This is a genomic window from Vibrio gazogenes (assembly GCF_002196515.1).
GTDB lineage: Bacteria > Pseudomonadota > Gammaproteobacteria > Enterobacterales > Vibrionaceae > Vibrio > Vibrio gazogenes_A.
On record NZ_CP018835.1, the window covers coordinates 3,017,540 to 3,043,263 of the forward strand.

Sequence of the window (25,724 nt, forward strand, 5' to 3'; positions counted from 1 at the left end):
ATTTTGAGTTAAGGTTAGTTTTCTTGTGATTCGGTATCGGGTAGCGGCCAGCCGCCTAATGACTGCCATTTATTGACAATCCCGCAGAAAAGATCTGCCGTTTTTTGGGTGTCATAAAGTGCTGAATGGGCTTCTTTATTATCAAATGGAATCCCAGCAGTACGGCAGGCTTTTGCAAGCACGGTTTGCCCATAGGCCAAGCCGCTTAAAGTGGCAGTATCGAATGTAGCAAAGGGATGAAAAGGAACGCGTTTGAGGTGACTGCGTTCACTGGCTGCCATGACAAAACGATGATCGAATGTTGCATTATGAGCCACAATGATCGCCCGGCTGCATTCGGCTTCCTTTTGTTCTTTACGTACCTGTTTATAGATTTCTTTCAGAGCTTCCATTTCACTGACAGCCCCGCGAAGTGGGCTGAATGGGTCATGGATACCATTGAATTCCAGTGCTTCTTTTTCCAGATTGGCACCTTCAAAGGGTTCGATATGAAAATGGAGTGTGGTTGCCGGCTGAAGCTGGCCTTCATCATCCATCTTGAGTGTGATCGCACAAATCTCAAGAAGCGCATCTGTTTCCGAATTAAACCCTGCTGTCTCGACATCGATGACTACAGGCAGGTATCCCCGAAAGCGATCTTTTAAACGCTGTTTATTGTTTACTTCCGTCATTTTGACCATAACCTATGTATCAGGGCTCGCATTATTGCAGATTATACGCCTGATAAAAACCGCAGATATTGATTAAAATGTTGAGAGTCATGGATTGCCACGCAGATTGGCGAGGTTTTTGCATTTCCTTTCATGTTCCAACATGATGTGGCAAGAGGTTGCCACTTCGGTTGTCTGTTTGGGAACCAGATGTTTGAGAGAATAGCATGTCGATAAAGTATGGGTTGATAGCCGGTTTGGGGACGATTTTGAGTCTCTGGGGGAGTGTCGGATATGCGATGCAAAAGCATTATGTGGCAACGCCTCAACAGTCAAAATGGGAAATGGTGTCTGATACGCCGCTTGAGTGTCGGCTTGTGCATCCGATCCCGTCTTACGGTAATGCTGAGTTTTCTTCTCGGGCAAGTAAAAAGTTGAATCTCGATTTCGAGTTGAAGATGCTGCGTCCGATGGGAGAAACGCGGAATGTTTCTCTGGTGTCGATGCCACCAGCGTGGCGTCCGGGAGACCGGGCGGAATCTATCTCTCATTTGAAATTTTTTAAACAATTTGATGGTTATATCGGCGGCCAGTTAGCCTGGAACTTACTCAGTGAACTGGAGAGAGGCCGGAACCCGACATTCAGTTATCAGGCGTGGCAAGATCGGGATCGTTTGATTGAAGTTTCATTGTCTTCAGTGTTATTCCACAGTAAGTTCAATGACTTTAGTAACTGTATTAGTCGTTTACTGCCGTACAGTTTCGAAGATATTTCATTCACGATTTTGCATTATAACCGAGATAGTGTTCAGGTGAATAAAGCGTCACAAAAGCGTTTGGCGCAGATTGCTGAATATATTCGTTATAATCAGGACATCGATCTGATTTTGGTCTCCACTTATACCGATGGTTCCCGCTCAAAGAATGAAAGTCAGAGTCTGTCGGAGAAACGTGCAGAAGTGCTGCGTGACTATTTCAAATCGCTGGGATTACCAGAGAAGCGGATTCAGGTCGAAGGGTATGGTAAACGTCGGGTCATTGCGAATGACATGACACCGATTGGTAAAGAAAAGAATCGCCGCGTGGTGATTTCGTTAGGCCGGACACAAGTGTGATTGTGCGATACAAGAACAGGCAGCCCAGTGAGCTGCCTGTTGTCACATTGCTTTGTTCGTCTCGGTGACGAGAACAATCAAGTGACTGCGAGGTCGATTAACCCTGAAGACCAGCACCCGCCTGTTTATTCTGAATTAATTCCACCATGTAACCATCCGGGTCTTTGATAAAGGCGATATGGGTCGTTCCCCCTTTGACCGGACCGGGTTCGCGAGTGACGTCACCGCCAGCATCTTTGATGAGCTGACAGGTCTGATAGATATCATCGACACCGATAGCAATATGTCCATAGGCATTACCTAAATCATACGCTTCAACGCCCCAGTTGTAAGTCAGTTCAATGACTGCTCCTTCTGACTCATCGCTGTAGCCGACAAACGCGAGTGTATATTTGTATTCCGCATTTTCATTTTTACGCAGCAATTTCATTCCCATGATGTCGGTATAAAATTTGATTGAGCGTTCTAAATCTCCGACACGTAACATGGTATGTAAAATTCGATTGTTGGACATTGCTTACTCCTGAAATGACTGGATATTATTTTTGAGTCGCTCATCGGATGACGAGCGGTTTTATCAGTTTAAAGAACATGTCAAACAAGCGCAAATGATGCCGATGCTCCGCTCGCGATGTTCGTTGCTTATTGGGCGCTGAGTGGACGAACGCACTGACTTACTGGAAAAGAAACCCATCAAATTGTGGATCGTCGGCGTCAGATAAATGAAATAGAGTCTGTTTGACATGTTCGAGGTGTTGCCACATCGCTTCTTTTGCAGCTTCCGGAGAACGCCTTTGTAGGGCAAACAGGATTTTCTCATGGTCTTCCAGCCAAGCACCCCGATAGTTTTCATTGGTGATACGGGCGTGAAGCTGACGCCACATCGGGCTTTCATCTCGCCGTTGCCAAAGCTCCCGGACAATATCGCATAGCACGCTATTTTGTGAGGCATGTGCGATGGCCAAATGGAATTGCTCATCGCCATCATAATCACCATGACCGGTTTCCAACTGCTTACGTTCAATATCCAAAGCTTCGCGGAGTTTGGAAAAATCATTCTTAGTCAGATTGGTTGCCGCAAAACTGGCAATCTGGCTTTCAATGATCTGACGGGCTTGTAATAGCTCAAAGGGTCCGATATCCGAACGCGTTTTGGGCATTGATGGCTGAGAGGGTTGGGGAGCCTGATGAGATAGAGCAATGACATAAACCCCAGAGCCTTTACGCACTTCTACCAGTCCTTGCAGTTCCAGCATGATAATCGCTTCTCTGACGACTGAACGGCTGACCTGCATGGCTTCGGCAATATCTCTTTCCGGAGGTAAGCGAGCACCGATGCTAAATTCTCCGGAAAAGATGCGCTGCTGAAGAATCAGACCGATTTCCTGATAAAGTCGTTTTGCGGGCGTAGCTGAAATATTCATAGCGCCATCTCTTTGATTATTCGGTTTTTTGCTTATATTCACACAGGTCTTCAATCATACAACTGCCACAGCGCGGTTTGCGGGCGATACAGGTGTAGCGGCCGTGCAGAATCAGCCAGTGATGAACATCGATTTTGAATTCTTTAGGCACCACTTTCAGGAGTTTCTGTTCGACTTCGTCAACATTCTTGCCTGAAGCAAACTTGGTCCGGTTGGAAACGCGAAAGATATGAGTATCGACGGCAATGGTTGGCCAGCCGAAAGCCGTGTTGAGGACGACATTGGCTGTTTTACGCCCGACCCCGGGCAGTGATTCTAAAGCCTCTCGGTTTTCCGGGACTTCCCCTTGATATTTTTCAAGTAAAATCCGGCAGGTTTTAATCACGTTCTCAGCTTTAGAATTAAATAAGCCGATGGTTTTGATATAGTCTTTCAACCCATCGACACCCAGCGCCAGAATCGCCTGCGGTGTGTTGGCGACCGGGTATAACTTATCGGTGGCTTTATTGACACTGACATCTGTTGCCTGAGCGGAAAGCAGCACTGCTATCAGGAGTTCGAAGGGCGTATCCCAATTGAGTTCAGTTTGTGGTTTGGGATTATTCTCCCGTAATCGTTCGAGAATCTCGATCCGCTTTTGCTTATTCATGACGCTGTTGCTTCCCATTGAAATAAGTGTGACTGAGGTGTCATGGTCATCATTCTGTTGTTGTCATTATTGAGTCACTTTCGTGACCCGGGCTCTCTCAATTTGTGGTTTGGTTTGTTTGGGTTGCCGAGAAGCCAGATATTTATCAATACAGCTTTTGAGGGCAATCAAAAAACCGACGCAGATAAATGCGCCCGGCGGGAGGAGTGCGAGTAAAAAGCTATTGTCTAGATGTAATACATCGATCCGGAGAACTTTGGCCCATTCCCCCAGTAGAAGGTCTGCACCGTCAAACAGTGTTCCGTTACCGAGTAGTTCTCGGATTGCTCCTAACACGACCAGTACGCAGGTCATGCCCGCGCCCATCCAGAATCCATCCAATGCAGAGGGCAGCACATCATTTTTAGATGCGAACGCTTCAGCGCGACCGATAATAATGCAGTTGGTGACGATGAGCGGAATAAAGATTCCTAATGACAAATACAAGCCAAACGCAAATGCATTCATCAGCAGTTGGACGCAGGTCACCAGTGCTGCAATGATCATCACAAAGACCGGGATTCTGACTTCTTTCGGCACATGGTTTCTGACCAGAGAAACGGTGACATTTGAACTAACGAGCACTGCGAGAGTGGCAATTCCCAGCCCCAGCGCGTTGGTGATGGTGGAAGAGACCGCGAGAAGCGGGCATAACCCGAGTAATTGGACTAAGGCTGGGTTATTGTTCCACAAACCATTTTTCATCAATTCCTGCGATTGACTCATGATTGGCCTCCGTGACAATTGTAAGGTTGACGATAAAGCTGCTCGCGGTTTTGATCAACAAATTGTGTGATTTTCTTGACGGCTTTGACCACAGCCCTTGGTGTAATGGTTGCACCAGTGAACTGGTCGAACTGTCCGCCATCTTTGCGGACTTTCCACTGCGATTCGTTTTCAGCGGTTACTTGTTGGCCGGTAAATGACAGAATCCAGTCACTGATGCGTCGATCAATTCTATCTCCGAGTCCCGGAGTTTCATGGTGAACAAGAACGCGTGTCCCAGTAATGACACCTTGATTATTGACTCCGACAATCAGTTTAATCGCACCGTTGTAACCATCGGGAGCGATAGTTTCAATCGCTATTCCCGTCGGCATATCATTTTGTTTGGCGATATAGGCATGCAGTGTCGGTTGCCCGGTTAAATAGGGAATATTCACGACCGTACACGATCCGGAAAGGACATTATCATGCGTTTGAGGGGGAATGACCTGAGCCAAAATTGTGAGCAGTTGCTTTTGCTCTTGTTGTTCAATTTTGTCTTGGGTTAAGTAATGGGTGATCGCAACCACACCTGTTGATACACAGGCAAAAACAGCGAGGATCACTCCGTTTTTTCGTATTGCATTTAGCATTTTGCGCCTCAGTGTCCGTAGGTTCTTGGTTGTGTGTAATAGTCGATCAACGGTACACACATATTGGCGAGAATGACCGCAAAGGCAATCCCGTCAGGGTAGCCCCCCCAACTGCGAATGATGAAGATCATCACACCGATAAATGCGCCATAGCACAGACGGCCTTTCACGGTGGTCGATGCTGTTACAGGGTCGGTTGCGATAAAAAATGCACCGAGCATGGTGGCTCCGGAAAAGAGGTGAATCAATGGCGATGTAGTTGTCTCGACACCAAACAGCTGGCACAGGCTACTGATGACAATTAATCCGGTGAGATAAGCCACTGGGATATGCCATTGGATCACACGCACCCGAATCAGCAACAGGCCGCCGAGCAGATAAGCAACGTTGACCCATTCCCAGCCAATCCCGGCAATGCTACCGAACTGCTTATGCGTTAAAACTTCAGCAATTGAATGACCGGTCCGAAAGCCATTTTTGATCGCATCGAGCGGCGTAGCCATGGTGACACCATCGACGCTGACCCGCAGTTGTTGCAGGGAAAGACCGTGATCATTAAACCCGCTAAAAATAACCGAAAGAGCATCGGATAATGAAGTACTTTCCGCAGACAGTGAGTGTGGCGGAAGCCAACTGGTCATCTGGACAGGGAAAGAGATCAATAACACCACATAGCCAATCATGGCCGGATTAAACGGGTTCTGTCCCAGACCACCGTAGAGCTGTTTGGCTATCACAATGGCAAAAATTAAGCCGATAACCATAATCCACCACGGTGCCAAAGGCGGAATTGCAACCGCGAGCAACCAAGCTGTGACTAACGCACTGTAATCCCTGAGAGCACTGGCGGGAGAGCGCTGACGGATTTTCATGATCAGGCTTTCCAGTCCGACAGCGACCATGATACCGAAAATAAGCTGAATGAAAGTGCCCCAACCAAAGAAATAGGTTTGTGCGATGAGTCCGGGACAAGCCGCAATCGCAACCCACTTCATTAAGTCTGAAGTGCTGCGTTTTTGATGCGTGTGCGGAGAACTTGCGATAAAAAATGCCACTACTCTTTTTCCTCCGTATCAGACGCGGATGATGATTGTGCTTGTTGCTGTGCTTTTCTGGCTTTGGCGCGGGCGACGGCTGCTGCAACGGCAGCTTTTTTCGCATCCTGCGCTGTTTCGGCCGTTTCTGGTTCCGAATCGGTGACAGCGGACGGAGTTTCGTCCGGTGTGGATTGCGCCTGTTGCTGTGCTTTTCTGGCTTTGGCGCGGGCGACGGCTGCGGCAACCGCAGCTTTTTTCGCATCCTGCGCCGTTTCGGCCGTTTCTGGTTCCGAGTCGGTGACAGCGGACGGTGTTTCGTCCGGTGTGGATTGCGCCTGTTGCTGTGCTTTTCTGGCTTTGGCGCGGGCGACGGCTGCTGCAACGGCAGCTTTTTTCGCATCCTGCGCTGTTTCGGCCGTTTCTGGTTCCGAATCGGTGACAGCGGACGGAGTTTCGTCCGGTGTGGATTGCGCCTGTTGCTGTGCTTTTCTGGCTTTGGCGCGGGCGACGGCTGCGGCAACCGCAGCTTTTTTCGCATCCTGCGCCGTTTCGGCCGTTTCTGGTTCCGAGTCGGTGACAGCGGACGGTGTTTCGTCCGGTGTGGATTGCGCCTGTTGCTGTGCTTTTCTGGCTTTGGCGCGGGCGACGGCTGCTGCAACGGCAGCTTTTTTCGCATCTTGCGCTGTTTCGGCCGTTTCTGGTTCCGAGTCAGTGACAGCGGACGATGTTTCGTCCGGTGTGGATTGCGCCTGTTGCTGCGCTTTTCTGGCTTTGGCGCGGGCGATAGCCGCAGCAACGGCGGCTTTTTGAGCGCCGCCACTGTCTTTGTCTTGCGCTGCTGTCACCGAAGTGTCCGGGGTTCGTTCGGCATCTTTTTCTGCTTTACGTGCTCTGGCTTGACGTTTGCGCTCCTCGCGGAGCTTCATCATTTCACGATTATCCGGTTCATCGGCCCCGGATTGAAGGGCGGCTTCTTGTTTCGCTTTGGCTCGGGCGATCGCTGCTGCAACTGCCGGTTTCGCCTCGGATTTCGTCTGGGCATTTTTAGACTTCACCCGTTCAATCGCAGCGGCGACAGCATCTTGTCCGCCATTTTCTTTCACCATTGCCTGACGACGGTTATCCGCTGCTTTTTTGAAGCGATTTTCTCTTTCTTGCTTCTCCCGTTCCATCCGGGCCTTTTTCTCTTCGAAACGAATTCTGGCTCGTTCAGCAGCTTCGGCTTCTTGTTTCCGTGTTCTGATTTCAGCTTTTGCCTGACGATAATATTGGACGAGTGGTATCTCACTCGGGCAGACATAAGCACATGCGCCACATTCGATACAGTCTTTTAGGTTGAGCGTCTCGCATTTATCATATTCTTCAGCTTTTGCGTGCCACTGTAATTGCTGCGGAAGCAAAGATGCAGGACAAACGTCCGCACACTGACCGCAGCGAATACAGGCTATTTCTTGCTGAGTCGGTGAGATTTCCCGTCGCGTCGGTGCGAGAAGACAGTTGGTGGTCTTGGTGAGCGGGACATCGGCATGTGGGAGCGTAAAGCCCATCATAGGCCCACCCATTATCAGGCGAGGTAAGTGTTTATCGGGATGATAATGGTGTGTCTCCAGCAGGTGGCGAATCGGGGTACCTATCAATGCCCAAACATTACGGGGTTGTTCAAATGTCGCTCCCGTCAGCGTCACGACGCGCTGAATCAGGGGTTCTCCGTGAATTACTGCACGTTGAATTGCATACACAGAGCCAATATTTTGCACCATCAGGCCGATATCGGCCGGCAGCTTGTCAGCCGGGACTTCAAGATTGGTCAGGATCTTGATGAGCTGTTTCTCGCCTCCGGACGGGTATTTGGTCGGGATGACTCGAATAACGATGTCTTTGCCGGTTGCCGCAGTCTCCAGAGCACGAATTGCTTCCGGTTTATTGTCTTCGATACCGATGATAATGAGTTTGGGGGACAAAATATGGGCGAGGATCGCTATCCCCTGAATAATTTCCTGTGCATAGTGCTGCATCAGTACATCATCGGCAGTGATATAAGGTTCACATTCCGCAGCATTGATAATTAAGATGTCGGTGCGGGCCAGTCCGGAAAGAATTTTTTTGGCAGTAGGAAAACCTGCGCCACCCATCCCTGAGATGCCGGCTTGACGAATGATATCGATCAAGGCTTCCGGTGCGTGTAAATGATAATCAGGGTAGGCGCTATGTTGATACCATGTTTCCTGACCGTCCGGTTGGATAACGACGGCAAGCTCCGGTAAGCCGGACGGATGAGCGGTTGTCCGTGGCTCGATGGCCGTGACGGTGCCGGATGTCGGCGCGTGCACGGGCAGATGAAATACGGACATCGATTGCGTTAGCGGCTGCCCTTTTAAAACGGTATCACCGACGGATACTAATAAGTCGCCGGGTTTACCGATATGCTGCTTCAGGGGAAGTACCAGTTCTTCCGGGAGCGTTGCTGCCGCTGGTGGCGTTTGATTGGATTGATGTTTATTTTCCGGTGGATGAACACCTCCCGGGAAATCCCATAACCGGCCTGATTTAATTTGTTCGATTAATGACAGCATATCAGTCTCTAGTTGTGATTATGGTTAGATAAGGAAGCGTCTTCGTTCGTCTTGGTGTCCGTCACATTGACGACAGGAATTGCGTTCATTTGCCATTTCCATGTTTCAGGTGTGGTCTGAACCGGGATCATTTCAATACAATCTGTCGGGCAGGGCGCCACGCAAAGATCACAGCCTGTACATTCGTCTTTAATGACGGTGTGGAGTGCTTTGGTTCCACCAACAATCGCATCCACCGGACAGGCTTGAATACATTTAGTACAGCCGATACACATATCTTCATGAATAAAAGCGACCCGTTTGACGGCATCACTCAAATCGTGGGCGGGTTCAGGCACATCGACACCCATTAAGTCAGCGAGTTTTTCAATCGTCGCCTGACCGCCAGGAGGACATTTATTGATCTCATCACCGTTGGCGATTGCTTGTGCGTAAGGACGACAACCAGGATAACCACACTGACCGCACTGGGTTTGCGGCAGAATCGAATCAATTTGATCAACGATCGGATCGCTTTCAACTTTAAAGCGGATCGATGCATAACCGAGAATTGCACCAAAAATTGCAGCGAGCACAGCCAGTGCAATCATGGCAATAAGAATGACGTTCATTACAGTTTAACCAGTCCAGTAAAGCCCATGAAAGCAAGCGACATCAATCCTGCGGTAATCATAGCGATGGATGCCCCTTTGAATGGCGTTGGGACATCAGAGACATTGATTCGCTCACGCATTGATGCAAACAGGATCAAGACCAGAGAGAAGCCGACCGCCGCGCCGAATCCATAAATGACCGACTCGATAAAGTTGTGATTTTCGTTGATGTTGAGTAAGGCAACGCCTAATACTGCGCAGTTGGTCGTAATTAAAGGTAAAAAGATACCTAACAGACGGTAAAGTGTCGGGCTAGTTTTATGCACAACTAACTCTGTAAACTGAACGACCACCGCTATCACCAGAATGAAACTCATCGTGCGTAGGTAGTCGATTCCCAATGGTGTAAGAATATAATTTTCGACTAAGTAGGAACAAACCGACGCCAGAGTCAGCACAAAGGTTGTTGCCAAACCCATGCCGATTGCTGTTTCCAGTTTTTTTGACACACCCATAAACGGGCATAAGCCCAAAAATTTAACCAGTACGAAGTTATTTACCAGTACAGTGCCGATGAGCAACAAAAGGTATTCGGTCATAATTTGCCGCTTGTGATTTTAATGATCTTCTTATTATCCAGTTTTATATGCGGAATAACAACCAAGGAAGTCTATGGTTTTTTAGGATGTAGAGTCTTTTTGTCACTGAGTCATATGCTCAATTGCAGGTTTGGTTGTCGGATCCGGCGTTCACGAGGGACTGCATGACAGGGATAGATTCAAGCGAAGCATGGGGCTGGCCGTGGGGATATGGTGACAATATTTGGTTTCATTGAACCCAAATACAGGGGATGAAGCACAGCGTAATGTCGTGCTAATCCCCCCGACTTTGAAGCATTGGTATACGACAATTCAGAGAGGCACAATCTCTTTGACTGAACTGTCGGTTTTATGGTTATACGATTTTAGGCTGACCGTCAGATGCAGTCGCCCCACCGTCTACTGGTAGGTTCACGCCGTTAATGAACGAGGCGTCATCGCTTGCGAGGAAAGTGACCACTGATGCAATTTCTTCCGGTTCGGCCGCTCGGCCCAACGCAATTCGTTCATTGAATTTATCGCGAATGTCCTGCGCCCAGCCGTTGGTCATGTTGGTTTTCACCAGACTCGGGCAGACGGCATTGATACGAACCCCATCGGCACCGTGATCCAGTGCCATCGCACGAGTCAGGTTCACGACTGCCCCTTTACTGGCACAATAGAATGCCGCACCCCAGTCACCGCCTATGCCGGAAACAGAGGCGGTATTAATCATGCAGCCTTTAGTTTTCAGCAATTCAGGTAAGGCAAATTTAGCGCAATAGACAACACCGTCAATATTGACTGAAGATATTTTCTTCCAGTCATCGATACTGCCTTCAATAACCGAGCCCGGAACATGTACACCAGCATTGTTCACCAGAATATCGAGTTTTCCGAAACGGGCGACGACAGTGGCAATCAGCGCTTCCACTTTGTCTGGGTTAGAAACATCGATGGTGTGAGCGGAGACACGTTGTTTATCAAAATCTTCAATGGCTTTAGCAAGCTGTTCTTCATTCCAGTCCGCCAGAGCAATGTTAACCCCTTCTGCGTAGAGGCGTTTTGCGATAGCCAGACCAATACCATTGGCGGCTCCAGTGACTAGGGCTACTTTATTGTTTAGGCCTCTCATGCAATTTCTCCTTCCAAATGATGAGTCGTAAAAACGGGATCTTGGTTCTTCTCTGTGCGTGGCATCATCAGTTTATAGTTATCGCTGTAATCGACAGGGATGGCTAAGACCGATGGGCCTTCAACGTCCATCGCTTGTTTCAGCGTGGTCACCAGTTCATGTGGATTGGTCACCGCGAATCCTTTGGCACCGAATGATTCGGCATACGCTTTGAAATCGACCGGGCCGAATTTCACGCCAGAGAAGCGCTGGTATTTTTTCAGTTCCTGCATCTCAACCATATTGTAGGCGTTATCGACCCAAATAATATGAAGTATGTTGCATTTCATCCTAACAGCGGTTTCCAGTTCCATACTTGATTGCATGAAGCCGCCATCTCCTGAAACGGAAACCACTTTACTGCCGGGGTTGAGCAAACTGGCGCCAATCGCCCATGGCAGTGCGACGCCCATGGTTTGTTGTCCGTTGGAGACCAGCATCTGACGCGCGCGGAAACAACTCAAGTATCGGGCAATCCAGATGTGGAAACTGCCCATGTCGAGACAGAGAGTCGTATCGGGGGCGATGATTGATTGCATCGCTTTGATCAGTGTTAGTGGATGAAACCCTTGCTGGTGGTATACATTGGGATAAGCTTTGATGATCTGGCGTTGCTGAGCGACATCTTCCAATACTGACAGCGCCATCGGAGAGAGGCGAGCATAGTCAGAGATACGATTCGCCATCTGATCCAATGACTGGGCGATGTTGCCGACGATTTCCACGCATGGTTGGTAGTTGAGCTGATACTCGGCCGGTTCAATATCAAGATGGATCACCGGGCAGCGTTTACTGTTCCATAACTCGGGGTCATATTCTATCGGGCTAAAGCCGATGGTCAGGATGAGATCCGCATCGCGTAGCAAAACGTCACCGGGCTGATTGTTGAACAAACCAACGCGACCGGCAAAGTGATGGTAGTAATTGATATCAACGGTGCCCGCAGCCTGATAGGTTCCGACAACCGGTAAATACGTTTTTTGCAGAAAACGTGCAATGGAAGCTGCGTTTTCTCTGCGGCTGGCGTGCAGGCCGAGCAAGACGACACAGCGTTTGGCTTTATCGATTCGATGAGCCGCTTCTTCAATCGCAGTTATATCAGCACAACCAGGTTGAACGCACGCAGAAGGAATAATTATATCGGTCTGCGTCTGTTCGGACAAAATATCCTGAGGCAGACTGAGGAAACAAGCGCCGGGGCGGCCTGATTCAGCAATGCGGAATGCATTTGCGACAATTTCACTGGCAGCGTCTACATGTTGAACTTCTGCACTGAACTTCGTAATTGACCGGAAAATACTGACCGTATCCATGCTTTGGTGGGTTTGTTTCTGTTGGTCAGCGCGCTTGACTGCGCCACCAATGGCAATCAGTGGATCGCCTTCTGAATTTGCGGTGGCAACACCGGAGACTAAATTGCCGCAGCCGGGACCGGAGGTCACCATTGTTACACCGGCTTTACCGGTGAGTCGGCCGACGACACCCGCCATAAAGGCGCCGTTGGCTTCGTGGCGGACCGGAACCATCTGAATGTTGGTATCTTCAATTGCATCAAACAGCCGATCGATTTTTGCACCGGGAATCCCGAAAATATACTTGATACCGAGGGACTCCAGTTGTTGAGCAATCAACTGAGCGCCATTTCTGGTTGAAGGTTTAGTTTGCATTTTTTAATCCTTATTATTTTGCCTGACGTTGTTATTTTTCCGCCTTATCGATGGCGGTACGAATATCTTCCGGAGCCAGATTGGCTTTGAGAAACTCTGTAGAAGCCGGCGTGTCGATCACCAATCGCGACACTTTGCCGATCTGGAGGAATCCGGATGAAATACTGTAATCTTGAATGTGGCCACCGCCTTGATGATCATCGGTTATGAAATGTTCGTGGTAGCCGGGAACATTGATACCCGTGGTGTATTTGGGACTGCGAAATCCGGCGATAACGCCTTTTCTTTGTGCGAAACGAAATGTGGGTTGTTCTTTGACGACCTCAAGCATGGGTCGGTAGGGGCGGTTTTGTTTTGGCACGGTGCGGGTGCGGACAAAGTCGAAGGTGCCATCAATGCGTATTGCACAGAACACATTGTCACTTGGGATCATGTCATCGATTAGTTGATGAACAGCTTCGCGGGACATCCGTGATGTCAGTGGTAATTCGATACTTGCTTTGAAAAAAGTCATCACGGCAAAAGGGGTTCTTTGTGCCATGTCTGCTGGATTGGCTGAACCATCAGATTTGAGCTGAAAAACATTCTTATCAAAAGCAATGAGCTCGCCATCCAGTTGGTTGAATGTTCCTAAACCAAAATCGCCGTGTTCCAGTAACTGTTCTACGGTCGTTGAGCCTTCGTAAACGCCGGCAATCAACGCGCTCATCAACGACGTCTGAAAAATTTCACCATCATTGGTTACGTGATGATATTCAGCAAATTCTTTCGCTATATCGAGCGAACAGTCACACTGAGGGTTATAGAATCTGCGCATGAGTTTATCCAGTTGTGCAATCAAGTGTATATTTAGATTGACTTCTTTACAGTACTAAATCCAATATAAAAAAGATTTATTTTGATATGGAAAAAATATGGAATTCCGTTACCTGAAGTATTTCGTCGCTGTTGCTCAGACGCGCCATTTTACAAGAGCTGCTGAACAACTAGGGATTGCACAGCCACCATTGAGTCAGCAGATTAAAAAGCTGGAACATGAGCTAGGTGTAGACTTGTTTAAACGTCTATCCAGAGGGGTAGAGCTGACTAAGGCTGGAGAAGTGTTTTATACCGATGCGGTGAATTTGCTCACTGATGTGGAGCGGGCAATGGCGAAAGTCAGGCAGATTGCCCGGGGTGAAAATACAGAAGTAAAAATTGGTTTCGCAACGTCCACTTCAACCAGTATTCAGGTGCTGGAAAAAATGGGTTGTCTTCAGAATGAGGGGCTCAATCTGAAAACCGCCGAGTTGCCGATGTCGGAGTTGGCCGCACAATTGAAGAATAAACAGTTAGATATTGCGATTATGCGGCTGCCTTGTTATGCCAGTGAGTCTTTTGAGCGCCGGACGTTGTTTGAGGATCCGTTTGTGGCGGTGATTCCTAAGGGGCATCCGTTAGCGCAGTTTCAGCGTATTCAGATGAAACAGCTCCGAGAGCAGAAAATTTTACTGTTTCCACGTGAAACCGGCCCCGCTCTGTTTGATGGAATGAATACACTTTTCGCAGATGCCGGTATACGGCTCGAACCACAATTTTCCGCGCCGCAACTGCGCACGACGATTGCGATGGCGCAGGCCGGGCTGGGGATTGCGATTGTGCCATATTCACTGGCGGAACACTTGGACGATTCCGCGGTCGTCGCGAGTATTGAAGGTATACAGTTGACCAGCCGGATCGTGGTCGCTTGGGAAGCCTCAAATCTGAATAAACAAGTGCTAAAAGTGGTGGCAAAGATTGGTAAAACAGATGAATGATTGCAGGAAGCGATAGAGGTCTGGGATGAGTGAACGTTCATTAGGGGCATGATTTTTGGGTTGGGCTCGTATGTGATACGATTAAATGGTTAAAAGGTAAAGAAATTGCGGGCGATTCATTTTTGCCAAGTTATCAAGCGTAGTTGTGCGTGAATAGTTTTCCAAGTGCTGTTTGAAGGTGCATCTGTAGAGCAAACGTTGTGGCAAGTGTTACTGATCTTAATCGTGCATAACCCGATGGCTGAAGTTGATGATTTGATGAGGTGTATCATCTCCAATAACGATTAATCATTAATTAGGAACAAGTAAACGTATGAATAATTTTGAAGATGCGGTGGTCTTAGGCATTGCGGGAAACTTCGCCGGTCACTTACAGCAAGCAGGCGAGGCTAGTGATTTTGCCCTCTACGGTGATGTGAACGCCAACAAACCCCAAGCATTGTTTCCCATTTATGTGCCTCGTATTGAACATCCGTATTTGTCTGCTTATCCATTAAGTGCGAACACGACCAAATTGCCCAATGACATCCTGAACTTACAAATTGAGCCAGAGCTGGCGCTGATCTGTGATGTTACTTATGAAGATAGTCAAGTCTCGCAGCTAACGCCTACGCATTTTGGCGCATTTAATGATTGTTCGATACGACGCCCGGACGCGAACAAAATCAGTGAAAAGAAAAACTGGGGCGCAGCATCAAAAGGCTTGGCGACTCAACTGATTGCGTTGGAGCAACTCACACCGAATAGTGATATCGACAGATTTAGAATCGCGAGTTTTCACAAGAGAGGGGAGCAACTGTTCGCTTATGGTGAAGATTGCGCGGTACACGAATACTCCTATTTCTATAATAATCTGTTGGAGTGGATTCGTGACCGGATGAACCATCAAGTAGACCGTGGTCCGATGGAAAATATTCATGCACTGCTTAAGCAAGCAAACTTTCCTCGTCAGTTAGTGGTAGCAGTGGGAGCAACGCGTTACACCGATTATGGTGAACAACACTTTTTGGAAAGAGGTGATGAAAGCATTGTTGTTGTGTATGACAGTAGCCTATACCAACCACACGATGTTTTCGGCATGGTACAGAAGGCGCAACTGGGTTCTATTGGTTTATCTTACGTTTGCCAAAGAGTTGTTTAATCGTTGTAATTCCAAACGATGAATGTCAATAAACAGTATGATTTTGTTTAGGGCTTGCTGAAAGGCAAGCCCTTTTTTATATGATGTCAATATTATTAAATTGAAAGCTATTGGTGTTCTTGAACGTAGCCTTTTAGGCGCAGTGTGACCCTCATGGTTGGATACATAGGCTAATTCGGTGCTACTCCTGCTGGACTAAACACTTCAGAGATTTGTGTATCTGTTGAAGGTTTTGTGGATCTTGCCATGATTGGTACACCGTAAATTGGGACATACGGACAATGTCCCTATTTGTGTACCTAAACTTCTAAGCTAGTACGAGTCAGGAAAAGGCGTTTAGATACAAAAAAAGACGTCCTAGGACGTCTTTTTTCTGGAATTTGGCTCCCCCTGCGGGACTCGAACCTGCGACATACGGATTAACAGTCCGCCGTTCTACCAACTGAACTAAGGGGGAATGATGAAAACGGGATGGATGGTACTTATCCTGACTGAATGTGTCAATGTTTGTGCGTCAAAAAAAGTTCAGAAAACAGCAGAAAAAATACTTTACTTTCTTGTACCCCTTACGGCTCTAAGGCTTTATTTACTTATCCACTAAATTTGTGGATAAGTGTGTTGATGAAACTTGATTAAATCTGGAAACGCATCTTTATCGAACAAATGATGATTTGGATTTTGACTGTTTTTGGTTGTAACTTGTTGTTATTAAATGAATTATTTATTTATTCACAGCATTTATAGATGTAATGAGAATGATAATTAAATGAGTGAAATGTTAATTTATGTGCCAGTTTTGGGGAAAAGTAGTGGATTGTTTTTGAGAGAAAAACGTAGGTTTTCGCGCGAGGGTAGGCAATATATCAAAACATTTTTCAGATAGCTAGATCATTTTAGGACAGTGTGATTTGTTTTGTAAAATAACTTCTTGCTACTTTATTGGGAAGGCAGCGACAATAAGCGATATTTCTTTCCACATATCCTGTCGTGGAAGGAGCAGACAATGATTTCATAAGATGATGCAGAGGGAAAGATGAGTAAAGCATTTGAACTGGTTTCTGCGTATCAACCTTCCGGAGATCAGCCGGCAGCGATTCAGCAATTATTAGAGGGGTTGGATGCCGGTCTGGCACACCAGACATTGCTTGGTGTGACGGGGTCGGGAAAGACATTTACCTTAGCAAATGTCATTGCCCAGGCACAGCGTCCGACTATTGTATTGGCGCCAAACAAAACCTTGGCCGCTCAGTTGTTTGGAGAAATGAAGGCGTTTTTCCCTAACAATGCGGTTGAGTATTTCGTCTCTTATTATGATTATTACCAGCCGGAAGCTTATGTACCCACTACGGATACATTTATTGAGAAAGATGCTTCTGTCAATGCCCATATTGAGCAAATGCGCTTATCTGCTACCAAAGCTTTACTGGAAAGAAAAGATGCCATTATTGTTGCTTCTGTCTCCGCTATCTATGGTTTGGGCGATCCCGATTCCTATTTGAAAATGATGCTCCACTTACGTCGGGGAGATGTGGTTGATCAGCGGGCAATGCTCAGACGCTTAGCTGAGTTGCAGTATTCTCGCAATGAAGTCGGGTTTGAACGGGGGCAATTTCGGGTACGTGGTGAAGTGATCGACATTTTTCCGGCTGAATCTGAAAGTGAAGCGGTCCGGGTGGAGATGTTTGATGATGAAATTGAACACATCAGCTTGTTTGATCCACTAACCGGTGCTGTGATTCAGAAAGATTTACCGCGTTATACGGTCTATCCGAAAACCCATTACGTCACGCCAAGAGAGCGGATTCTTGATGCCATTGAGCAGATCAAAGCGGAGCTGAAAACCCGGCAAGCCTACTTTATTGAGCATAATAAATTGCTGGAAGAACAACGGATTTCCCAACGTACGCAATTTGATGTCGAAATGATGAATGAATTGGGGTTTTGCTCTGGGATTGAAAACTACTCCCGTTATCTGAGTGGTAGAAATGAGGGTGAGCCGCCACCTACATTATTTGATTATTTACCTCACGATGGGATTCTCATTATTGATGAATCGCATGTGACAGTGCCTCAAATCGGCGCGATGTATAAAGGAGACCGCTCCAGAAAAGAGACCTTGGTTGAATTTGGATTTCGCTTGCCTTCAGCTTTAGATAACCGGCCTTTAAAATTTGAAGAGTTTGAAGCATTAGCACCCCAGACGATTTTTGTATCGGCTACCCCCAGTGCTTATGAAGTGGATAAATCTGGCGGAGACATTGCGGAACAGGTGGTTCGACCCACTGGATTGTTGGATCCGGAGCTGGAAATTCGTCCGGTTACCACTCAGGTTGATGATTTATTATCTGAAATACGGCTTCGCAGTGCTCAAGATGAGCGGGTGTTGGTGACAACACTAACCAAACGGATGGCGGAAGATTTAACCGAGTATCTGCAGGAACATCATGTCAAAGTGCGTTATTTGCATTCTGACATTGATACTGTTGAGCGGGTCGAAATCATTCGCGATCTTCGCTTGGGTGAATTCGATGTGCTGGTGGGAATTAACCTGTTGCGAGAAGGATTGGATATGCCGGAAGTCTCTTTGGTTGCCATTCTTGACGCAGACAAAGAAGGATTCTTACGGTCAGAACGTTCTTTGATCCAAACCATCGGACGTGCAGCCCGAAATCTTCGCGGTAAAGCGATTCTGTATGCTGATCGGGTCACTGGTTCGATGAAACGGGCGATAGATGAAACGAACCGTCGTCGTGAAAAACAACAGCGCTATAATGAAGAGATGGGGCTTGAGCCTCAAGCATTGCGTAAAGATGTCAAAGATATCCTGGAAATTGGTGATATCACCAAATCCAGACAGAAGCGTAAAGCTCCGCAGCGGCCATTGTCTCAAGTCGCAGAGCCAGATTCTGAATATGGTTCTCTCACGCCACAACAGCTTGAAAAAGAGATCAGTAAGCTGGAATCACAAATGTACCAATATGCGCAGAATCTTGAATTTGAACAGGCAGCGCAAAAACGGGATGAAATCGAGAAACTTCGCGAACAATTTATCATCAACAGCTAAACTGGATATATCGGTAAAAATTGTAGATAAAAAAATAGCCAATAGAAAGGTATCTATTGGCTGTCAGAATGTGAATAACTTTATTCACTAACAACGTCAGTTGGCTAGGTGACCCGTGAGGGTCAAGATTACTATAAGCATATACTATGCCAACTATAGACTGTTAAAATGCTTGTTTTGAGAGGTTCTTTCAGGTTTTTTTGAAGAAATATTTGCAATATGCAATTCTCGATGCGAACATTATGCAAAATGCAATTTTGAGTTGGCTAAGTTATGCAATCTGAACAGTTACCACAAAAAAGTAGATATCTACTGATGGTTGAAGATACAGCGTCTGTTGCTGTGCTGTATCGAACCTATCTTGAGCCTCTGAATATTGACATCAATATTGTCGGTACGGGGAAAGAGGCGTTAGAGAGTCTTGAAAAAAGAGAACCCGATCTGATTCTGCTTGATTTACGGCTTCCGGATATGACAGGGATGGACGTCTTACATGAGGTGAAACGGAAATACCCGGATGTCCCCGTCATTTTCATGACGGCTCATGGCTCAATTGATACGGCTGTTGAAGCCATGCGCTACGGTGCTCAGGATTTTCTCATTAAACCATGCGAAGCTGACCGATTACGCGTTACAGTCAATAATGCGATTCGTAAAGCTTCAAAAATTAAGAGTGATTCCGATGATCCGCGCAGCCAAAACTATCAGGGATTCATCGGCAGTAGTCAAACTATGCAGGCCGTGTATCGAACGATTGACTCTGCGGCAGCGAGTAAGGCCAGTATCTTTATCACTGGAGAAAGTGGCACCGGGAAAGAAGTATGTGCTGAAGCCATTCATGCTGCAAGTCGGCGAGGTGATAAACCTTTTATTGCGATTAACTGTGCAGCCATTCCGAAAGATTTAATTGAGAGTGAACTGTTCGGTCACGTGAAAGGGGCTTTTACAGGGGCAGCAACGGATCGACAAGGCGCTGCGGAGCTCGCTGATGGCGGAACGCTATTTCTGGATGAGCTCTGTGAGATGGATTTGGACTTACAGACGAAGCTGTTGCGGTTTATCCAAACCGGTACATTCCAGAAAGTCGGTTCATCAAAAATGAAAAGTGTTGATGTTCGCTTTGTGTGTGCGACAAACCGTGACCCGTGGAAAGAGGTTCAGGAGGGTCGTTTCCGGGAAGATTTATATTATCGTTTATATGTCATCCCGCTTCACCTGCCGCCCCTTCGGGAGCGTGGTGATGATGTCATCGAAATCGCATATTCTTTGCTCGGTTATATGTCCAAAGAAGAAGAGAAAGATTTTGTTCGCCTTGCCGCTGAAGTCGTGGAACGTTTTAGACAGTACGAATGGCCGGGCAATGTTCGTCAATTGCAGAATGTTTTACGTAATGTTGTGGTACTGAATCATGGCAAAGAAATTACGCTGAGTATGTTACCACCGCCATTGAATCAACCGAAAGAAAGTTATCTTCGTTTGGTTCAACCGATGATGGAAGAGAGGAAACCTTCAGTCCATGAGATATTTCCGCTCTGGATGACTGAAAAAATGGCAATCGAAAATGCCATTGATGCCTGTGAAGGAAATATTCCGAAAGCCGCAGGTTATCTGGAAGTGAGTCCTTCAACCATCTACCGTAAGTTACAGTCTTGGAATGCAGAAGAGAAAGCATAGATATGAGTGAAATCATGAATCAAGCAACGATTTCGTCATTGTCACGGGAAATAGGAGAGGACAATATTCCTGTACTACTGGATATTTTCCTCGGCGAGTTAGAAAACTATCAGGCGACGTTATCGGAAAGTGCAGAGCAAGAACAGCTTGAGCTATTGAAAGAGATCAGCCATGCACTTAAAAGTAGTGCCGCGAGCTTTGGCGCTGATCGTTTATGTGACATGGCGATTGATATTGATACCCGAGGGAAACAAGGGTTACTGCTTAATACCAAACAGGAAAAACAGAATCTAATCAAACAGCTCCGTGAGACATACACATCTTATATGACTTTAGTTCAGCATGAATCTTAGCTAATCCCAACGAGCAATGATGAACGTATCTCATCATTGCTCGTTGCTGATATTATTTGTTATATAGCTCGTTGATGAGCTGTTCTTCAATGACTTGCTTCAGTTTTTCCCGTTCGTGACGCCATCCTTTATCCGGGGAGGCAAGGTTACGAGTAATTATCTGACAATCTGCGGGATATCGATCAGGTGGTGTCTCACACAAAATCAAATCCGCCAGTCGTCCGCCACAAGCCCGTTGGCACCAAATGAGTTTTCGGTTGAGATCCATCTTCTGGGCAGGCCCGTATTCCGGGGCGAGGTTGTCAATATAAATCAGAACGGCTTGGCGGTTTTTCGCAATCGCTTTACCCAACTCAGGCAGTAATAACGGCGGCATGATGCTGGTCAAAAAACTACCGGGGCCAAGCAGAATTGCATCTGCATGATGAATTGCTTCGATTGCTTCATGTGTTGCCGGCACTTGCGGAGAAAGTTCTAGCCGTATGAGTTCTTCGGTCATTTCATCCACATTGGTTTCTCCCGTGACGATATTGCCATTAATGGCATGTGCCGAGAGATCGGCCGGGTGTTCTGACATTGGCAGGATATTGATCGATACATTGAGCAGGGTACGAATCAAATTAATCGCTTCAAGTGGCCGGACGGATAAGTTATCCAACGCAGTTAACATCAGATTCCCTAAATTATGTCCATCAAGCTCACCTTGTCCTCGGAAGCGGTATTCAAACATCATCGAAGCGGTCGAGGGCTCGGTAATCAGCTGGTTGATACAATTCCGCGTGTCTCCCCAGGCAATTCCACCCTGACAGTGACGGATCCGTCCCGTCGAGCCGCCGTTATCCGTTGTTGCAACAATGCCGGTTGCATTGGAACCAAAATCGCGGATCGCAGCTAATACACGCCCGAGTCCATGTCCTCCGCCAATCGCAACAACTTTTTTCTCTTGGTAGAGTCTTTTTTGATAAGAATTCATTGTTATCATTATCTATCAGTGAACCGCGATTAAGATTAGTTGAATTTTTTGATCCAGAATACTTCTTCTGTGAAAATTTGGTTGGAACACTCAAATTTTTTGATATGGAAGTAGGATCTGTTCAAAAAAATTTGTAAACTGAAAAACATGTTAATTGTGATGACACATGTCTCATAGTTGCCATAGCTCCGAGTTTGACGGGCTAAGTTCCGGATGGAATAGGCTTGTTAAACCTGTGGTCGATGTTGATGACCCGAGGGTGGGATTGGAAATGATCTTGCCTCCCGTGTTTGGAAAGGTGTTCCATGGCTCAATTTGAAGATAGCTTTCAGCGTAAATTTTACTATTTACGTCTGTCGTTGACGGACGTATGCAATTTTAAATGTACCTACTGTTTACCGGACGGATATCAGGCAGAGGCTCAGCGGCCTCAGTTTTTATCATTGCCGGAAATTCAGCGGGTTGTCACCGCATTCGCAAGTTGCGGAACCTCTAAAGTGCGGTTAACCGGTGGTGAACCGACACTACGTCGGGATTTTACCGATATCATCCATCTCGTCTCCTCTACTCCCGGCATTGAACAAGTGGCGATGACCACCAACGGGTTCCGTCTGGCAAAATCAGCAGCGGAATGGCGTCAGGCCGGGTTGACCAATATTAATGTCAGCGTTGATAGCCTCGATCCGAGGATGTTCCATCAAATTACCGGTGAAAATAAGTATCGACAGGTCATGGACGGTATCGAACAAGCGTTGGCAGTCGGTTTCTCCCAAGTCAAAGTGAACGTCGTCTTATTGAAGGGGCTGAATGATCGTCAGTTACCCGCATTTCTGGATTGGATCCGTGATTTGCCGATCCAGCTCCGTTTTATTGAATTGATGCAGACTGGAACGATGGATGATTTCTTCCAGCAACATCATGTTTCGGGGCAGAGCGTTTATCAGCAACTACTCGGTGAAGGATGGATTCCGAAGGTGCGCGCTTGTCATGATGGACCTGCTAAAGTTTTAGCGCATCCTGACTATCAGGGAGAACTTGGCTTCATCATGCCTTATGAAAAAAACTTCTGTGCGAGCTGTAATCGTCTGCGTGTTTCAGCGAAAGGCAAGCTGCATCTGTGTCTGTTTGGTGAATCTGGGATTGAATTGCGTGATTTACTTCAGCAAGACGAGCAGCAATCAGCGCTGATTGAGCGGATTCAGCAGGCTTTGGGTGAAAAAGCCGTGAGCCATTTCTTACATGATGGTCACGCGGGTATGACACCGCACTTAGCATCGATTGGCGGTTAGGCCGTCTTTACCGTTATCGCCCATAGCGCTGACCGGATTGGGCAGAGAGTTATTTGTTGATAACGAACATCAATTCCAACGATGCGACATCCGTATGGCGCAAACCGTTCATATGGCAAACCATGTCGCTATCATCAATGATCAAAATAGGTAAACCTCTATGGGACATGCTCAAACTGAATTCAGACCGGCAAAAATTGCGGTCTTAACCGTTTCTGACACGAGAACGGAGGAAAATGACACATCCGGCGGTTATTTGGCTGAACAGCTCCAGCAAGCCGGACATCAGCTCGCGGATAAACAGATCGTGGTTGATGATCGCTATAAAATTCGCGCAATTGTTTCCCAGTGGATTGCGGATGAAGATGTTCAGGTGGTTTTAATCACCGGTGGGACAGGCTTTACTTCACGAGACAGTACACCGGAAGCGTTAACACCCCTGTTTGATAAACAAGTGGAAGGATTTGGTGAGTTATTTCGCATGGTTTCTTATGAAGAGATTGGTACTTCGACTATTCAATCACGGGCGGTTGCCGGTTTTGCCAACCATACAGTCATTTTTGCGATGCCGGGTTCAACCGGTGCCTGCAAGACTGCGTGGACAAAAATTATTTGCCAGCAGTTGGATGCATCACACCGGCCATGCAATTTTATGCCCCATTTATAAGCCACACGGGAGTTAAACATGAGCCAACTTACCCATATTAATGCCGCTGGTGAAGCCAATATGGTGGACGTTTCCGACAAAGCTGATTCTGTTCGTGAAGCAAGGGCGGAAGCATTGGTTTACATGGCGGAAGACACATTGCAATTGATCCTTTCCGGTCAGCATCATAAAGGGGATGTCTTTGCCACCGCCCGGATTGCTGGGATTCAAGCCGCAAAACGAACCTGGGAACTGATCCCGCTTTGTCATCCTCTGTTGTTATCGAAGGTGGAAGTGCGCTTGACAGCAATCGAGACGGCGTCGTGTGTCAGAATCGAGTCTTTGTGTCGGCTGACGGGAAAAACAGGTGTTGAAATGGAAGCACTGACCGCTGCATCTGTTGCAGCGCTGACGGTTTACGATATGTGTAAAGCTGTTCAGAAGGACATGGTTATCGGCCCGGTTCGATTACTGGAAAAGTCCGGAGGAAAGTCTGGCCATTTTAAGGTGGAATCATGATTAAAGTCCTATTTTTTGCTCAGACCCGAGAGCTGGTCGGGCAGGCAGAACTTGAATTGCCATGTACGTTCGCAACCCTTGATGCGCTGAGATGCGATTTGGCGAAGCGCTCGGAGAAGTGGGCGTTGGCAATGAATTCTGATCGTTTGTTGGCTGCAGTTAATCAAACTATCGTTTCACTGGATACAGCGATTGATGATGGTGATGAAATTGCATTTTTTCCGCCAGTAACAGGAGGTTGATATGGGATACTCCGTTGCTGTTCAACACGATGATTTTTGTGTTGAAGATGAATATCAGGCGCTGTCTCAGGGAGATGATGCTGGTGCGGTTGTGACATTTGTCGGCAAAGTTAGGGATATGAATCTGGGCAATCAGGTGACAGGGTTACATCTTGAACACTATCCCGGCATGACCGAAAAAGCGCTGAATACCATTTGTGAGCAAGCGTTACAACGCTGGCCTTTACTGGCAATTCGCGTGATCCATCGCATTGGTGATTTGGCGATTGGTGCGCAAATTGTTTTTGTTGGTGTCAGTAGTCACCATCGTGATGCAGCCTTTGCGGCCAGTGCTTTTATTATGGATACGCTGAAGACTCAGGCCCCTTTCTGGAAAAAAGAAACAACCAGTCGTGGCGAACGCTGGTTAGATAGTCGAGATTCGGATCGATTAGCTGCTGAAAAATGGCAGTAATTTCCAATAATTATTGTGATTTAACCCCAAATTCATTGATTTTGTTTTTCTCTGTCTGTTTTTTGTTTCTCTGTTAACAATGATGAATGAAATTGAGTGATTCTATTTAGCAATTAGCTGAAATTAGTCAACACTTACCTTAAAGGCCCAGATGAAAGGCTCGAAGGAGAGAACGATGGAATCACTCAAAGTTAGACATTATATGACGCAGCATTCGATTACCTTCAAAGCTGACATGTCATTATCTGCTGCATTGGAAAGAGTCATTGAATTTAATGATTTTTTTAGTGGTCCAGTGATTGATGATCATGGCAGAGTAATTGGCTTTTTATCGGAGCAGGATCTACTCGATAAGTTGGTGAAAGTCAGTTATTTCTGTCAGGACTCCCATATGGTCGGTGATTGTATGACACAAGTGGTTGATACCGTCAGTCCGGACTTACCGATTATCGAGTTAGCCGATCACATGCGTGATGGGCGCTCAACTTATCCTGTGGTTGAAGACGGGCGATTAGTTGGTGTGATTAATCGGCGTGCTGTACTGAAAGCGATTAATAAAAATCTTCATAGTTGCTTTAAACGGCAGGTATAAATTCGGCTGATCGGATCGGTGGATTCATTGTGTTCAATAAGCCTCGAAATGTTATTTCGCAGGCTTTTTTGGTACCCACTCAAGATCTGTGTCACATATTGATGAAATATGATGTTATGTATAT

Annotated in this window: 26 protein-coding genes, 1 tRNA gene and 1 riboswitch; of the genes, 12 read left to right on the forward strand and 15 right to left on the reverse strand. The window is 46.9% G+C overall.

Going from position 1 to position 25,724, the window contains the following annotated elements:
* Positions 1-14: 14 nt before the first annotated feature.
* A complete protein-coding gene (rnt, locus tag BSQ33_RS13800; protein ID WP_027694058.1) occupies positions 15-671 on the reverse strand; it encodes a ribonuclease T in 657 nt (218 codons plus the stop codon).
* Between the two features lie 206 nt (positions 672-877).
* Between rnt and motY the strand changes: the two genes are divergently transcribed.
* Complete coding sequence (gene motY, locus BSQ33_RS13805) at positions 878-1,765, forward strand: flagellar protein MotY (RefSeq protein WP_021019475.1); 888 nt, start codon at positions 878-880, stop codon at positions 1,763-1,765.
* A 97-nt stretch (positions 1,766-1,862) separates the two neighbouring features.
* Here motY and gloA read toward each other — a convergent pair whose 3' ends face one another.
* The 12 genes from gloA to budA all read right to left on the reverse strand — a co-directional run bounded on the left by gloA (position 1,863) and on the right by budA (position 13,674).
* Complete coding sequence (gloA, locus tag BSQ33_RS13810; RefSeq protein ID WP_021019476.1) at positions 1,863-2,279, reverse strand: lactoylglutathione lyase; 417 nt, start codon at positions 2,277-2,279, stop codon at positions 1,863-1,865.
* A gap of 160 nt (positions 2,280-2,439) precedes the next feature.
* Positions 2,440-3,189, reverse strand: a complete 750-nt coding sequence (locus BSQ33_RS13815; RefSeq protein ID WP_021019477.1) for an FCD domain-containing protein — start codon at positions 3,187-3,189, stop codon at positions 2,440-2,442.
* Between the two features lie 16 nt (positions 3,190-3,205).
* The gene (gene nth / locus BSQ33_RS13820; RefSeq protein WP_021019478.1) at positions 3,206-3,838 is read right to left on the reverse strand and encodes an endonuclease III; all 633 of its coding nucleotides are present in this window, start codon (positions 3,836-3,838) and stop codon (positions 3,206-3,208) included.
* A gap of 66 nt (positions 3,839-3,904) precedes the next feature.
* A complete protein-coding gene (locus BSQ33_RS13825; RefSeq protein ID WP_021019479.1) occupies positions 3,905-4,603 on the reverse strand; it encodes an electron transport complex subunit E in 699 nt (232 codons plus the stop codon).
* Positions 4,600-5,235 (reverse strand): electron transport complex subunit RsxG, encoded by a 636-nt coding sequence (gene rsxG, locus BSQ33_RS13830; protein ID WP_021019480.1) that lies wholly within the window; start codon positions 5,233-5,235, stop codon positions 4,600-4,602. Before rsxG ends, BSQ33_RS13825 begins: the two co-directional genes overlap by 4 nt.
* Before the next feature lie 8 nt (positions 5,236-5,243).
* Positions 5,244-6,290 carry an electron transport complex subunit RsxD gene (gene rsxD, locus BSQ33_RS13835; protein ID WP_088134324.1) on the reverse strand — a complete coding sequence of 349 codons (1,047 nt, stop codon included), beginning with the start codon at positions 6,288-6,290 and terminating at the stop codon, positions 5,244-5,246.
* Complete coding sequence (gene rsxC, locus BSQ33_RS13840; protein WP_088134325.1) at positions 6,290-8,845, reverse strand: electron transport complex subunit RsxC; 2,556 nt, start codon at positions 8,843-8,845, stop codon at positions 6,290-6,292. The genes rsxD and rsxC overlap by 1 nt, the downstream gene beginning before the upstream one ends.
* A gap of 8 nt (positions 8,846-8,853) precedes the next feature.
* Positions 8,854-9,456, reverse strand: coding sequence for an electron transport complex subunit RsxB (gene rsxB / locus BSQ33_RS13845; RefSeq protein ID WP_088134326.1), 603 nt, complete (start codon positions 9,454-9,456; stop codon positions 8,854-8,856).
* On the reverse strand, positions 9,456-10,037 hold the full coding sequence (rsxA, locus tag BSQ33_RS13850; protein ID WP_021019484.1) for an electron transport complex subunit RsxA: 582 nt from the start codon (positions 10,035-10,037) through the stop codon (positions 9,456-9,458). The genes rsxB and rsxA overlap by 1 nt, the downstream gene beginning before the upstream one ends.
* A gap of 355 nt (positions 10,038-10,392) precedes the next feature.
* Positions 10,393-11,151 (reverse strand): SDR family NAD(P)-dependent oxidoreductase, encoded by a 759-nt coding sequence (locus tag BSQ33_RS13855; RefSeq protein ID WP_021019485.1) that lies wholly within the window; start codon positions 11,149-11,151, stop codon positions 10,393-10,395.
* Positions 11,148-12,857 (reverse strand): acetolactate synthase AlsS, encoded by a 1,710-nt coding sequence (gene alsS, locus BSQ33_RS13860; protein ID WP_021019486.1) that lies wholly within the window; start codon positions 12,855-12,857, stop codon positions 11,148-11,150. Before alsS ends, BSQ33_RS13855 begins: the two co-directional genes overlap by 4 nt.
* Positions 12,858-12,888: 31 nt before the next feature.
* Entirely contained in the window at positions 12,889-13,674 is a 786-nt protein-coding gene (gene budA, locus BSQ33_RS13865) for an acetolactate decarboxylase (protein WP_021019487.1), read from the reverse strand.
* A gap of 97 nt (positions 13,675-13,771) precedes the next feature.
* Between budA and BSQ33_RS13870 the strand changes: the two genes are divergently transcribed.
* Both BSQ33_RS13870 and BSQ33_RS13875 read left to right on the forward strand, forming a co-directional pair.
* Positions 13,772-14,653: a LysR family transcriptional regulator gene (locus tag BSQ33_RS13870; protein ID WP_021019488.1), complete on the forward strand. Its 882-nt coding sequence runs from the start codon at positions 13,772-13,774 to the stop codon at positions 14,651-14,653.
* A 313-nt stretch (positions 14,654-14,966) separates the two neighbouring features.
* Positions 14,967-15,794 carry a DUF5718 family protein gene (locus BSQ33_RS13875; RefSeq protein WP_021019489.1) on the forward strand — a complete coding sequence of 276 codons (828 nt, stop codon included), beginning with the start codon at positions 14,967-14,969 and terminating at the stop codon, positions 15,792-15,794.
* A 381-nt stretch (positions 15,795-16,175) separates the two neighbouring features.
* Here BSQ33_RS13875 and BSQ33_RS13880 read toward each other — a convergent pair.
* Positions 16,176-16,251 (reverse strand) — tRNA-Asn (locus tag BSQ33_RS13880).
* 576 nt (positions 16,252-16,827) lie between these two features.
* Here BSQ33_RS13880 and uvrB point away from each other — a divergent pair.
* From uvrB to luxU, 3 genes are all read left to right on the forward strand, one after another.
* A complete protein-coding gene (uvrB, locus tag BSQ33_RS13885) occupies positions 16,828-18,858 on the forward strand; it encodes an excinuclease ABC subunit UvrB (protein WP_021019491.1) in 2,031 nt (676 codons plus the stop codon).
* Positions 18,859-19,131: 273 nt separating this feature from the next.
* Entirely contained in the window at positions 19,132-20,532 is a 1,401-nt protein-coding gene (gene luxO, locus BSQ33_RS13890) for a quorum-sensing sigma-54 dependent transcriptional regulator LuxO (protein WP_021019492.1), read from the forward strand.
* Positions 20,533-20,546: 14 nt separating this feature from the next.
* Positions 20,547-20,885: a quorum-sensing phosphorelay protein LuxU gene (gene luxU / locus BSQ33_RS13895; RefSeq protein WP_420070613.1), complete on the forward strand. Its 339-nt coding sequence runs from the start codon at positions 20,547-20,549 to the stop codon at positions 20,883-20,885.
* Positions 20,886-20,937: 52 nt separating this feature from the next.
* Here the strand turns inward: luxU and yvcK are convergent, their stop codons facing one another.
* Complete coding sequence (gene yvcK / locus BSQ33_RS13900; RefSeq protein ID WP_088134328.1) at positions 20,938-21,858, reverse strand: uridine diphosphate-N-acetylglucosamine-binding protein YvcK; 921 nt, start codon at positions 21,856-21,858, stop codon at positions 20,938-20,940.
* 174 nt (positions 21,859-22,032) lie between these two features.
* Positions 22,033-22,175, forward strand: a riboswitch (molybdenum cofactor riboswitch).
* Between yvcK and moaA the strand changes: the two genes are divergently transcribed.
* From moaA to BSQ33_RS13930, 6 genes are all read left to right on the forward strand, one after another.
* Positions 22,164-23,147 (forward strand): GTP 3',8-cyclase MoaA, encoded by a 984-nt coding sequence (gene moaA / locus BSQ33_RS13905; protein ID WP_088134329.1) that lies wholly within the window; start codon positions 22,164-22,166, stop codon positions 23,145-23,147. (Overlaps the previous riboswitch by 12 nt.)
* A 160-nt stretch (positions 23,148-23,307) precedes the next feature.
* Positions 23,308-23,814, forward strand: a complete 507-nt coding sequence (gene moaB / locus BSQ33_RS13910; protein ID WP_021019496.1) for a molybdenum cofactor biosynthesis protein B — start codon at positions 23,308-23,310, stop codon at positions 23,812-23,814.
* A gap of 18 nt (positions 23,815-23,832) precedes the next feature.
* Positions 23,833-24,312: a cyclic pyranopterin monophosphate synthase MoaC gene (gene moaC / locus BSQ33_RS13915; RefSeq protein WP_021019497.1), complete on the forward strand. Its 480-nt coding sequence runs from the start codon at positions 23,833-23,835 to the stop codon at positions 24,310-24,312.
* On the forward strand, positions 24,309-24,554 hold the full coding sequence (moaD, locus tag BSQ33_RS13920) for a molybdopterin synthase sulfur carrier subunit (RefSeq protein ID WP_021019498.1): 246 nt from the start codon (positions 24,309-24,311) through the stop codon (positions 24,552-24,554). Before moaC ends, moaD begins: the two co-directional genes overlap by 4 nt.
* A gap of 1 nt (position 24,555) precedes the next feature.
* Positions 24,556-25,008 carry a molybdopterin synthase catalytic subunit MoaE gene (moaE, locus tag BSQ33_RS13925; protein ID WP_021019499.1) on the forward strand — a complete coding sequence of 151 codons (453 nt, stop codon included), beginning with the start codon at positions 24,556-24,558 and terminating at the stop codon, positions 25,006-25,008.
* A gap of 175 nt (positions 25,009-25,183) precedes the next feature.
* Positions 25,184-25,600 carry a CBS domain-containing protein gene (locus BSQ33_RS13930; protein ID WP_021019500.1) on the forward strand — a complete coding sequence of 139 codons (417 nt, stop codon included), beginning with the start codon at positions 25,184-25,186 and terminating at the stop codon, positions 25,598-25,600.
* Positions 25,601-25,724 lie beyond the last annotated feature (124 nt).